We start from the raw sequence: 10,426 nt of genomic DNA, 5'->3' as shown, positions 1-10,426 counted from the left end.
CGGCCCCCGCCGAGCGGCTCGCCGCCGCCGAGCAGCGGGCCACCCGGCTGGCCGCCCGCAACCGGCTCGCCCGCGAGCTGCACGACTCGGTCGGCCATGCGCTGAGCGCGGTGACCCTCCAGGCGAGCGCGGCCCGTAAGGTCCTCGACACCGATCCGGACTTCGCCCGGGAGGCGCTGGCGGCCATCGAGGAGACCACCCGGAACGCGGTCGGTGAACTCGACAGCGTGCTGGGCCTGTTACGCGAAGGGGAGGACCGTCCGGCCCCCGCCCCCGCCCCCTCCCTCATGGATCTGGACGGGCTGCTGGCCCGCACCCGGGCCGCGGGCGTCGCCGTCGAGCTGACGGCCCCTGGCGCGCTGGACCGGCTGCCGCCCGTCGTCTCCCGCGAGGCGTATCGCATCGTCCAGGAGGGGCTCAGCAACGCGCTGCGCCACGCGGGCCGGGTGCCGGTGCGGCTCCGGATCGCCGAGGACCCGAAGAAGGTGGAGATCATGATGGAGAACCCGGTGAACGGAGCCACCCGGGCACGGCCCACCGGCGGCCGCGGGCTGCGCGGCATCGCCGAGCGGGCCACCCTGCTGCGCGGCACCTGTGCGTGGGACACCGTGGACGGCGTCTGGCGGCTGACGGTCCGGCTCCCGCTGGAGGCGTCCCGATGAGCACCTCGCCGTCCCCGGTGGGCGCCCCGCCGTCCCCGCTGCGCATCGTGCTGGTCGACGACGAGCGGATGGTGCGCACCGCGCTGCGCGCGATCCTCTCCAGCGAACCGGACCTGGCGGTCGTCGGCGAGGCCGGAAGCGGCGCCGAGGCCGTACCGGTGGTCCGTGAACTGCGCCCGGACGTCGTGCTGATGGACGTCCGGATGCCCGATGTCGACGGCATCCGCGCCACCGAGCGGATCCTGGGCACCATGGCGGACCCGCCGCGCGTCATCGTGGTGACGACGTTCGAGAACGACAGCTATGTGTATGACGCGCTGCGCGCCGGGGCCAGCGGCTTTCTGCTCAAGCGGGCCCGTGCGGAGGACCTGGTGCAGGCGGTGCGGCTGGTGGCGCGCAGCGACTCGCTGCTGTTCCCGGCCGCGGTGCGGGCGCTGGCCGCCGAGCACGCCGCCGCCCGCGGCCCGAACCGCGAGGCGAGCGCGCGGGCGCTGAGCGAGCGGCTCTCCGAGCGGGAGGCCGTGGTGCTGCGGCTGATGACCGACGGGCTGTCCAACTCCGAGATCGCGGCCCGGATGGCGGTGGGACCGGCCACGGTCAAGACGCATGTGGGGGCGGTGCTCACCAAGTTGGGGGTGCGGGACCGCACCCAGGCGGTGATCGCCGCGTACGAAAGCGGTTTCGTCACACCGGGCTGACGTCAGCGGCACTCCGGCCGATAACCGGCGGCACACCGGGCTGACATCCGGCGGCCGGGGTGGTCTGCTGTGACGGGTCGGCCGAACGGACGGATGGGCGGGAGGAGCAGACGCATGGAGTACGCACGACTGGGCGCGTCGGGCATCAAGGTGTCGCGGATCTGCCTCGGCATGATGAGCTACGGCAGCCCCGAACACCGGCCCTGGCAGTTGGACATCGACGACGCGCGGCCGATCGTGCGGCGCGCGGTCGAGGAGGGGGTGACCTTCTTCGACACCGCCGACATGTACTCGATGGGCCGGAGCGAGGAGATCACCGGCGAGCTGCTGCGGGAGCTGTTCCCCGGCCGCGACGACTATGTCCTCGCCACGAAGGTCTACTCCCCGATGGGCGAGGGCCCCAATGACCGCGGGCTGTCCCGTAAGCACATCCTGGCGGGCATCGACGCCTCGCTGCGGCGGCTGGGCACCGACCATGTGGATCTCTACCAGATCCATCGCTTCGACCCCGGGACGCCCATCGAGGAGACGATGGAGGCGCTCCACGATGTGGTGCGGGCCGGAAAGGCCCGGTACATCGGCGCCTCCTCCATGTTCGCCTGGCAGTTCGCCAAGGCGCAGCACACGGCCGAGGCGCACGGCTGGACCCGGTTCGTCTCCATGCAGAACCACTACAACCTGCTCTACCGGGAGGAGGAGCGGGAGATGAACCCGCTCTGCCTGGACCAGGGCGTCGGCGTCATCCCCTGGAGCCCGCTGGCGCGCGGGCTGCTGGCGGGCACCCGCGACCGGGACCGCACCGGGACCACGGTCCGGGCGGGCAACGATCCGCTGGTGGAGAAGTGGTACGCGGACGCGGAGTTCTCCATACTCGACGCCACCCGCGCGGTCGCCAAGAAGCGCGGGGTCTCCCCCGCCCGGGTCGCGCTGGCGTGGCTGCTCGGCAGGCCCGCGGTCACCGCGCCGATCGTCGGGGCCACGAAGATCGGGCATCTGGAGGACGCGGTCGCGGCGGTCGGGCTGACGCTCGACGAGGCGGAGGTGGCCCGTCTGGAGGACCCCTACCGCCCGCGCCCCATCATGGGCCATAGCTGACCGGGCGGGACGGCTTCCCCGGGGGAGCCCAGGGTCTCCCGGGGTTTCAGTTCATCGTCGAGCCGATCTCGGTGCGGTCCATGACGACGAGGAAGCTGGTGACCGGGAGGGAGCCGTCCTGCCGCCGGGGGCCGAGGGCCGTGGTGGGGTCGGTGGTGACCAGCGACGGGGTGGCCGGGCCGCCCGGCGTCCAGTTGTTGTCCCGGGAGGCGGCGAGGACTCCGGTGTCGGCGCCGCCGCGGCCGTTGGAGACCGCGAGGTTGCGGGTCAGGAGGGCGCGGGAGCCGGCGAAGGAGTAGCCCTTGTCCCAGTTGGCGAAGGCGGTGGTGCGCTGGAGGCGGAGGGCTCCGGTGTTGCCGCCCGCCTCGAAGCCGCTCTTGGTGTTGGCCCAGGCGGCGGAGGTCCGTACGACATGGGCGGGCGAGGGGGCGCCGCGGCGGTTGGCGCCGAGCTGGAAGCCGCTGCCGTCGCCCTTGAAGTAGGGGATGTGCCAGCGGTTCCGGCCGTTCTCGAAGGCCCAGGAGTGCTCGATGGTGACGGGGCTCCCCCACATCCACAGGTCGAGGCCGTCGTCGCTGTTGCGGAACAGCCGGGATCCGGTGACCACGTTGCCGGTGCCGGAGCCGTGGGTGAGGGCCATGCCGTCGGCTCTCTGGCCGCCGGTGGCGTCGTCGTGGTTGCCGTAGGAGTCCAGGTTCCGGATGACATTGCCGTTGGTGTCATCGCCGCGGAGGGTGAGTCCGGTGTCGCCGTTGCCGTGGGTGCTGAGGTTCTGGAAGACGTTTCGCGCGCAGGAGGTGCAGACCAGGCCGCCGCCCGGGGCGTTGCGCAGCTCGATTCCGGAGACCGTCCAGTAGTCGGCGCTGAGGGAGACCAGGGAGGCGCCCTCGCCGAGCCGGGAGCCGTCGAGCCGGACCTTCTCCGCGCCGTAGGGCCGCAGTTGGACGCGCTCGCGGGGGGTGCCGCTGACGGAGCTGCGCAGCGTCCTGGCGGGGTAGTACGTGCCCCCGCGCACCTCGATGGTGGTGCCCGCCTTGGCGGCCGATATCGCCTTCTCGAGGCTGCGGTAGGGGGACTTGAGGGTGCCGCTGTCGCCGTCGCTGCCGTTGGTGGCCACATAGACGGTGGTGGGCACGGCGCTCGCGCCGTCCGGCGAAGCCGTCAGATACACCCCGGCCACGGCCGACGCCACGATCACCGCGCTGCCCAACGGCAGCGTGCGGTCCTTGCGGCGACGGTGGCGGCCCCGCTTACGCCTCAGCCCCATGGCAACTCCTGTTCCGCGTCGGGAGAACGGGCCGGAGGATCCGGACCGGCCCGTCCCATGTCGTAGTTGCCGCCAGTCCAGATTAGGTTGCCGGGCACCCGAGGATTCTTAGATTACGAAATTCCGATCCCCTCGCGATAGCTTGCGACAAGTCTTGATCGTTTTGTGGCCGAGGATGTTCGGAAACGGAAGGTCCTGTTGGCCTGTTGGCTCATGGACGATAGACCTTGCCCGGTTCCGGGGTGGCCGGGGCCAGGAGCTGGGAGACCGTCACCACCGTATAGCCATCCTTCTTCAGCTTCGCCAGGATCCCCGGCACCGCCGGCACCGTGCCCTTGTAGATGTCGTGCAGCAGGATGATCCCGTCGCGCTTCGTCTGCTCCATCACCCGCTTCTCGATCAGCGCGGAGTCGGTCGTCTGGTAGTCCTTCGCCGTCACGCTCCACAGCACCTGCGCCACGCCCAGCTTCTTGCAGATCTTGGAGACCCGCTCGTCGGTACGCCCCTGCGGCGGCCGCATCAGCAGCGGCGTACGGCCGGTGAGCTTCTTGACGGCGCTCTGGACCCGGTTGATCTCCGAGCGGACCCCGTCGTCGTCGGTCTTGGTCAGGATCTTGTGCGACCAGGTGTGGTTGGCCAGCTCATGCCCCTCGTCCGCGATGCGGCGCACCAGGTCGGGGTGTTTCTCGATGTGCTTCTTGCCGAGCATGAAGAAGGTCGCGTGGGCCTTCTCCCGCTTGAGGATCTTCAGCAGCCGGGGCGTGTTCTCGCTGGGGCCCGCGTCGAAGGTGAGGGCGACGCATTTGGCGCGGGAGCAGTCGACCGAGCCGTTCGTCCCGTCGCCCTTCTTCGGCACGTCCGGCTTCGAGGCGGCCGGTGTCGCGTGCCCGGCGTCCTTCACCGCGTGCTCCCGGGCACTGCGCGGCGAGGTGGTGTCGTAGGACGCGCCACAGCCGGTGATGCCCAGTGTCAGACAGACGGCACTCACGAGCAGTCCGGATATTCGACCTTTTCGCCCCATTGATATCCCCGCAGTCCTTTTGTTGCCATGAGTGATCGCAATGCGGTCAACAGGCACGGAAATATGTACTGTTGGCCGCATACTGCGAGCACTATACACCTGACGTATACACGGGGTTCATAGAGACCCGCGGGCCCGAGGCCCGAGGGCCCGTGGAGCGATGTGGTGATCGAGCGCGGCTAACGCTGGTGCTTCTTCCAGTCCGCCTGTGCCGCGTTGAGCTCGTCCGCGACCTTGTCGCAGAACGCCTTGGCGGTCATCCGGCCGAGCAGCACCTTCTGGAAGCCGGGCTCGTTGTCGGCCTTGCTGATGTTGTTCCAGTCCGGGAGGTAGTACGGCAGTTGGACGACCTTGGTCCGCGGATCGTTGAGCGACTCCAGCGCGGCCTTGGTCGGCGGGGCCTCGGCGATACGGGCATGGCGGGCGGCCTCGACGGCGGTGGCCGCGTCATGGCCGACGCCGACGAGCTGCGCAGCAGGGCGCGGTAGGCGGTGCGGTCCACGGCGCCGTCGGCGTCGTACGGAGTCACCGGGATCGCCACGACATCCGCGAGCGCCGTCCTCAGCGGTGAGTAGTCCATACGAACCCTTTCTCTCGATGTTCGGCATCGGGACGAGCTGTTCGGATGGTGCTGGGTGCTGGGGTCGGCGACCGGAACCGCCGGGTGCTACTCCCGGTCCGGGAAGGCGCGCCGGACGAAGGAGGCGATGTGGTCGTGCAGGGCGCGGCCCGCCCCGTCGGCGTCGCCGTCGAGCGCGCGGGCCAGGATCTCCCGGTGCTCAACGGCCTCCTGTTCCCAGGAGGGCACCGCCTGCCAGGCGACGGCGGACACCAGCGCGGCCTGGTCCCGCAGTTCGTCGAGCATCCGGGTCAGCAGGGGGTTGCCGCAGGGCAGATAGAGCGCCCGGTGGAAGTCGCGGTTGGCCGGCGACCGCCCGGCGGGATCGTCGGCCGCGTCCGACCGCTCCAGCGCGGCCCCGGCGGCCTCCAGCCCGGCCCGCGCGGCGACGGTCCGGCGCAGCGCCTCGGGCTCCAGGAGCAGCCGCACATCGTAGACGGCATGCGCCATCGCGGTGTCCACGGTCCGGACGGTGGCCCCCTTGTACTCGCTCATCACCACGAGCCCCCGCCCCGCGAGAGTCTTGAGCGCCTCCCGTACGGGCGTCTTGGACACCCCGAACTGCGCCGCCAACTCGGCCTCCACCAGCGCCTGCCCGGGGCGCAGCCGCCCGGTGAGGATCGCGTGCTTGACCGCCTCCAGCACGTACTGGGTACGGGAGGGGATCGGGCTCGGGGCGATGTCCATGGCTGCTCTCAGATCTCACATATCGCGTCTCATATATGACGTATGAAGTACGACGCGATGAAGACTCGCCCTCGACGCCGCTAGCGTGGCGCGGATGAGGGTGGGTTCCGCGACGACGCGGCTGATCGTGCTGCGCGGCAACTCCGCGTCCGGCAAGTCCTCCGTCGCCGCCGGGCTGCGCGCCCGCTACGGACGCGGTCTCGCACTGGTGGGCCAGGACAATCTGCGCCGGGTCGTACTGCGGGAGCGGGACACCCCGGACGCGGCGAACATCGGCCTCATCGACACCGTGGCCCGCTACGCCCTCGACCACGGCTTCCACGTCGTCGTCGAGGGCATCCTCCACTCCGCGCACTACGGCGGGATGCTGGACGCCCTGTGCCGCGACCACCTGGGCCGCAGCCACGCCTACTACCTCGATGTCCCGTTCGCCGAGACGCTGCGGCGGCACGCGACGAAGCCGCAGGCGGACGAGTACGGCGAGCCGGAGATGCGCGACTGGTACCGGCCGCTGGACCTGCTGCCGGGCGGGGTGGAGACCGTGATCCCAGCGGCGAGCGCGCTGGCGGAGACGGTGGAGCGGGTGATGCGGGACGCGGGGTGGGCGGCGCCGCCCGGGACCGACGGCGCCGAGACCCACGGCCGGTCTGCCGCCCCTACGCCCCCCGCTCGGGTACCTCGGCTTCCGCCGGGTGGGGGTGACCGGTGAGGGCGGTGCGCAGGGGCGTGTCCGCTCGGCCCGGGCTGAGCTTGGCGAGGCCCGGTTCGGCCCGGGACCCGGCTCGGCCCAGCCTGGGCCCAGCTCGGCCCGGGGGCCCAGGCCAGGTCCAGCCCAGGGCCCAAGCTCAGCCCAGCGCCAGGGCCCAGCCCAGGGCTCAGCCCAGCTCCAGCCCCAGCTCGCCCCAAGCCCAGCTCAGCCCAGTTCGGCGAGGGCCGTGCGGACGGCCGCCAGGTCCTGGTCCGAGGCCAGACCCGCGTGGTACAGGCGGAGTTCGTCCGCGCCCAGCTCCACCGCGTGGGCCGCGTCCTCGGCCAGTGTCGCCGGGCTGCCGCCCATCCCCGTCACCACCGTGAAGTTGGCGGCGAGCACGGTCCGCTCGGTCCGGTGCGGGACGAACGGCGGCAGGATCGCGGAGCGCGCTGCCTCGCCCCCTGTGCAGGGCAGCACGACCCCGTCGGCCTGGGCCAGCACATCGGCCGGGTCCACGCCGACGTTGGCGCCGAGCCGGTGCGGGGCCGGGTCGGCGTGCAGCAGAACCCGGAAGTCCGCTTCCGCCGCGCTCCTTACGGCGGCCACGGCCTCACCCCGCAGACTGCCGGCGACCCGGTCGCGCCAGGCCGCGAAGACGGCGGCGTGGTCGGCGCCGAGCAGCTTCTCGACCTCGGCCCACTCCCCCGCGCGGTCACCGCCGTTCGCGGTCGTCCCACCCGTCCACACCGGCCGCAGGGCGCGCACGACCGCTTGGCGCAGCTCCTCGGCGTCGGCCCCGAGTTCCGCATAGCCCGCGCCGCAGCTCTCGCAGAAGCACAGCGACATCAGATACTGGCCGGCGCCGCCCAGCGGCACCCCGCCGATCTTGTCGTGGGCGTGCAGATGGGCGAGCCCGTACCAGCCGCAGGACTCCAGCTCGGTGCCGCGGGTGCCGGGCCGTACGGCCGCCTCGGCGGCCAGGTCCACCACATAGGCGCGCACCTCGGGGCGGGCGATGCACGGCGCCCACGGGTAGCGGTCGCCATAGGCGTTGCGCACGGAGATCCGCGGATGTTCCTCGCCCAGCCGGGTGTTGTGCGCGAGCACCACCCAGGCGTGGACCTCGAGACCGGCGTCGGCCAGGGCGGCCGCCGCCTCGCCGTACGGGTCGTCGCCGGGCACCCACGACTGCTCGTACGGGCGCAGCTCGCGCCCCTGCCAGCGCTCCGCGTCCGGCGGGTAGAGCACGGCCGCGTGGCGGGCGGTGACGATGCGGTGGCCGGGGTGACGCGGGGTCAGGGCCCGGGTGGAGTGGTAGGCGGAGGCCAGCGTCACCTGCTGGACGCCGAGATCGGCGATGCGGCGCGCGGCGTCCGGGTCTCCGACGACGTCCCAGGGGTAGACGAAGGCGGAAGCCCTCACCGCCCCGCCCCGTCCCCATCTCCGTCCCCGACCAGCGCCATACCGCGCTCGATCAGCTCGGCCAGCTCCTTGATGTGTGCGGGGCTGGCCTCACTCAGCGGCGGCCGCACCTCGCCGACGTCCAGCCCGCGCAGCCGCACGCCCGCCTTGACCAGCGACACCGCATAGCCGCGGCCCTGGTTGCGGAGCTCGACCAGCGGCCGGTAGAAGCCGTCGAGCAGCTTGTTGACGGTCTCGTCGTCGCCCGTCATGAACGCCTTGTGGAAGGCGAGGGCGATCTCGGGAACGAAGCAGAAGACGGCGGAGGAGTAGAGCGTCACGCCGATGCCGCGGTAGGCGAGGCCGGTCAGCTCGGCCGTCGGCAGCCCGTTGAAGTAGCGGAAGTCCTCGTCGGGGGCGCCCGCCCGCACCGCGCTGACGATGCGCTGCATCAGGTCGAGGTCGCCGAGGCCGTCCTTGAGGCCGATGATGCCGGGCACCTTGGCGAGCCGGGCCACCGACTCCGGGTCCAGGACGGCGTTGTCCCGCTGATAGACGATGATGTCGAGGTCGGTCGCGCCCGCGAGGGCGCTGTAGTGCCGGATCAGCCCCTCCTGATCGGCCACGACCAGATACGGCGGCATGGCGAGCAGCCCGTCCGCACCGGCCCGCTCGGCCAGCTTGGCGTACTGGATAGCCAGCGCGGTCCCGTATCCGGCGCCCGCGACCACCGGGACCCGCCCGGCGGACTCCTCCACGGCGGCCACCACGCAGTCGTGGAACTCCTCGGGCGTCAGGGCGTGGAACTCGCCCGTGCCGCAGCACGCGAAGACGGCGCCCGCCCCCGCTTCGATCCCGGCGCGGACATGCGCGCGGTAGATCTCCAGGTCCAGGGCGCCATCGGGACCGTAGGCGGTCACGGGGAAGAACAGCAGTCCGTCAAGGCGCTCGGCGAGTGAAGCTGAGGTCACGGGCTTCTCCCTGTCGTGTACACCGACTCGCCGTCACCCACCGACGCAGCGTGCACGTTTCTGATCGTCATCTACATTCGTGAACACGCTCACCGTAAGGCAGCCATCGGTCACCGGTCAAGGGTGCCCACGGGGTGACGCCCCTCACCCGGCGGTGAATTCCGCGGCACCGTGCCACCCTTGACGGCTCCTGCGCCGGTCCTTACGGTGGCCATGAATCCGAATCGCATACATGAATAAAAACCACATATAAAAACCCCATACGTGATTCCCCCACGGAGGAGATCCGCCCATGCCCGCTCCCCGCACCGTCCTCCTCACCGGCGCCGCAGGCGGCATGGGCACGTTGATGCGCGAGCTGCTGCCGCCGTACGGATACCAGTTGCGGCTGCTCGACCAGCTCCCCATCGAGGGCGAGCCGGACGCGATCACCGCGGATCTGTCCGACCGGGACGCCCTGCGCGAGGCCGCGCGGGGCGTCGACGCGATCATCCATCTCGCGGGCATCTCCCTGGAAGCCCCATTCGAGAAGATCCTGCGGGCCAATATCGAGGGCACGTACAACATGTACGAGGCGGCCCGCGAGGCGGGCGTCCGCCGTGTCGTCTTCGCCTCCAGCAACCATGCCGTGGGCTTCACCCCGCGTCCGGTCGGGGACGATCCGCTCATCCCGCTCGACACCCCGCGCCGCCCCGACACCTTCTACGGGCTGTCGAAGTCGTTCGGCGAGGACCTTGCCTCGTTCTACTGGGACAAGTACGGCATCGAAACGGTCGCGATCCGCATCGGCTCCTGCTTCCCCGAGCCGACGAACGTCCGCATGCTGTCGATCTGGATGAGCCCGGCGGACGGCGCCCGGCTGCTCCACGCCGCCCTCACGGCGGAGAACGTGGGCTACACCGCGGTCTACGGCAGCTCGGCCAACACCCGCCTGTGGTGGGACCTCTCCTCGGCCCGCGCCCTGGGCTACGAGCCGCAGGACGACTCCGAGGCGTACGCGGCGAAGCTGATCGCCGAACAGGGCGAGCTGGAACCGGGCAACCCCGACCACGAGAACCTCGGCGGCGCGTTCTGCACCAACCCGCCCATCTGGCCGCGTTGAGGTTTTCGGGCGGACTCGTGTGCGTAGGGGTGCCGCTTACCGAGGCGAGGTGGCTTTTGAGCATGGATCCGGAGGTGGGGGGCGGGCGCCGCCGCAGGCCGTCGGGCCGGTGGGGTGTTGGGGGTCGTGGCGGCTCGGCGACATGGGAGGGGCGGCTCTCTGTCCGGAGTGCGGACCGGTGAGCCCCGGGGCGGCCCCTCCGGGTACCCCTT

Annotated in this window: 10 protein-coding genes and 1 pseudogene; 5 read left to right on the top strand and 6 right to left on the bottom strand. The window is 71.4% G+C overall.

The annotated features are described in order from the left end of the window. The 3 genes from KN815_RS07305 to KN815_RS07295 form a co-directional block, all read left to right on the top strand. The coding region (locus tag KN815_RS07305; protein ID WP_253208814.1) for a sensor histidine kinase at window positions 1-662 on the top strand (662 nt) is incomplete at its 5' end. Beyond that, on the top strand, window positions 659-1,360 hold the full coding sequence (locus KN815_RS07300) for a response regulator transcription factor (protein WP_216340924.1): 702 nt from the start codon (window positions 659-661) through the stop codon (window positions 1,358-1,360). The genes KN815_RS07305 and KN815_RS07300, both read left to right, overlap by 4 nt. Before the next feature lie 114 nt (window positions 1,361-1,474). After that, complete coding sequence (locus KN815_RS07295; RefSeq protein WP_216340923.1) at window positions 1,475-2,455, top strand: aldo/keto reductase; 981 nt, start codon at window positions 1,475-1,477, stop codon at window positions 2,453-2,455. A gap of 46 nt (window positions 2,456-2,501) precedes the next feature. Here KN815_RS07295 and KN815_RS07290 read toward each other — a convergent pair whose 3' ends face one another. The 4 genes and pseudogenes from KN815_RS07290 to KN815_RS07270 form a co-directional block, all read right to left on the bottom strand. After that, window positions 2,502-3,722: a right-handed parallel beta-helix repeat-containing protein gene (locus KN815_RS07290; protein WP_216340922.1), complete on the bottom strand. Its 1,221-nt coding sequence runs from the start codon at window positions 3,720-3,722 to the stop codon at window positions 2,502-2,504. Window positions 3,723-3,933: 211 nt separating this feature from the next. After that, window positions 3,934-4,743: a polysaccharide deacetylase family protein gene (locus tag KN815_RS07285; protein ID WP_216340921.1), complete on the bottom strand. Its 810-nt coding sequence runs from the start codon at window positions 4,741-4,743 to the stop codon at window positions 3,934-3,936. Window positions 4,744-4,922: 179 nt separating this feature from the next. Further along, window positions 4,923-5,174: pseudogene (locus KN815_RS07280) on the bottom strand (sugar ABC transporter substrate-binding protein); the annotation flags it as partial. A 236-nt stretch (window positions 5,175-5,410) separates the two neighbouring features. Next, a complete protein-coding gene (locus KN815_RS07270; RefSeq protein ID WP_216340920.1) occupies window positions 5,411-6,049 on the bottom strand; it encodes a GntR family transcriptional regulator in 639 nt (212 codons plus the stop codon). Between the two features lie 94 nt (window positions 6,050-6,143). On the opposite strand from KN815_RS07270, the gene KN815_RS07265 reads away from it, so the two are divergent. Then, window positions 6,144-6,758 carry a kinase gene (locus KN815_RS07265; protein ID WP_253208813.1) on the top strand — a complete coding sequence of 205 codons (615 nt, stop codon included), beginning with the start codon at window positions 6,144-6,146 and terminating at the stop codon, window positions 6,756-6,758. 204 nt (window positions 6,759-6,962) lie between these two features. Here the strand turns inward: KN815_RS07265 and KN815_RS07260 are convergent, their stop codons facing one another. Together KN815_RS07260 and KN815_RS07255 are read right to left on the bottom strand one after the other, a co-directional pair. Further along, window positions 6,963-8,162: a hypothetical protein gene (locus KN815_RS07260; protein WP_216340919.1), complete on the bottom strand. Its 1,200-nt coding sequence runs from the start codon at window positions 8,160-8,162 to the stop codon at window positions 6,963-6,965. Next, window positions 8,159-9,112 (bottom strand): 5-dehydro-4-deoxyglucarate dehydratase, encoded by a 954-nt coding sequence (locus KN815_RS07255; protein ID WP_216340918.1) that lies wholly within the window; start codon window positions 9,110-9,112, stop codon window positions 8,159-8,161. Before KN815_RS07255 ends, KN815_RS07260 begins: the two co-directional genes overlap by 4 nt. Window positions 9,113-9,404: 292 nt before the next feature. Between KN815_RS07255 and KN815_RS07250 the strand changes: the two genes are divergently transcribed. Next, window positions 9,405-10,214 (top strand): NAD-dependent epimerase/dehydratase family protein, encoded by an 810-nt coding sequence (locus tag KN815_RS07250; protein WP_216340917.1) that lies wholly within the window; start codon window positions 9,405-9,407, stop codon window positions 10,212-10,214. Window positions 10,215-10,426: the final 212 nt, after the last annotated feature.

The sequence above is a fragment of the Streptomyces niphimycinicus genome, assembly GCF_018883605.1.
GTDB lineage: Bacteria > Actinomycetota > Actinomycetes > Streptomycetales > Streptomycetaceae > Streptomyces > Streptomyces niphimycinicus.
The sequence above is the reverse complement of the archived record's forward strand: the minus strand, read 5'-3'. Positions and strand labels throughout refer to the sequence as shown.